At 30.4% G+C, this 1,186-nt stretch carries 1 protein-coding gene; it reads right to left on the reverse strand.

The genetic code is table 11. The annotated features are described in order from the left end of the window. Window positions 1-1,078: IS256 family transposase (locus H8909_RS13120; protein ID WP_187013145.1), on the reverse strand; the 1,078-nt coding region annotated here is incomplete at its 3' end. Window positions 1,079-1,186: the final 108 nt, after the last annotated feature.

Raw genomic sequence — 1,186 nt, forward strand, 5'->3', positions numbered from 1 at the left:
TTTCGGTTGGAAACTGTTCCTTCAACTTAAATTTCTTCTTAAGTTGCTTGTTGAAACCTTCAATCAGATTCGTTGAATAAATACTATGTCTTACTTCCTTTGGATAATCAAAATACGTTAATAGATGCGTATTTTTATCTAAAATATCAATTACTCTAGGATATTTTCTTTTCCATTTTGAAGTAAATGTTTCAAGATTTGATAATGCTTCTTCTAATTTGGCTGCATTATATACTTCTTTGAAATCATCTAGTATTTCTTTTCTATCTGTTACACGTACTTTGGCCGCTATATTTCTAGATATATGTACTAGACATCTTTGAATTTTAGCTGTTGGAAAAGTCTGTTCAATAACTTCTTCCATACCAGCTAGACCATCTGTACAAAATAACGATACATTTTCTAAACCTCTTGATTTGAAATCTTCTAGAACTTCTTTCCAAATTTCAGCAGATTCGTTGGGTGCTATAGAGTATCCTAAAATCTCTTTTGTGCCTTCAACAGTAATACCAACTGCTATATGCACTGCTTCTTTTGCAACAGTATCTCTTCGCAAGGCCATGCATGTTGCATCCGTATAAACAACAGCGTATTCTTTAGATAACTGTCTAGATTTGAATTTATCAATGTTTTCTATGCATTTATCTGTAATATTGCTTACTGTTTGTTTAGAATAACTAGCACCGCATAAATGATTGACAATACTAGAAATATCTTGATTTGATAATCCCTTATCAAATAGATCAATGATTGTTTGATCAGTAGAATGATCATGCCGACGATATTTAGGAAGCAGACTTGAGTAAAATAGACCTAAACGATCTCTAGGCATTTTAATATTGAGTACACCATATTTAGTATTGAATGTACGAATATAGCTTCCATTTCGAGAATCTTCATTATTACTTCTGTCATAACGTTCATAATCTAGAAATAAAGTTAATTCGTGTTCAAGAATTTCATTGATAGATTTTTCAAGTTCACTTCTAAAAAGTTCGGCAACAGCTTCCTCAAAAAGAGGAAGATTATTGTCATTAGTAATTAGATTTTTCATTAAAGATGTAGTAAAATAATTCATGGGCATATCTCCTTAGATTAATGTTTTGGTCGACTTAATTTTACTAGGAAATATGTCCATTTTCTATAATTGAAAAATCATAATTTACACAAAATATTTTACACTATC

This window comes from Catenibacterium faecis, assembly GCF_014306455.1.
GTDB classification, from domain to species: Bacteria; Bacillota_I; Bacilli_A; order Erysipelotrichales; family Coprobacillaceae; genus Catenibacterium; species Catenibacterium mitsuoka_A.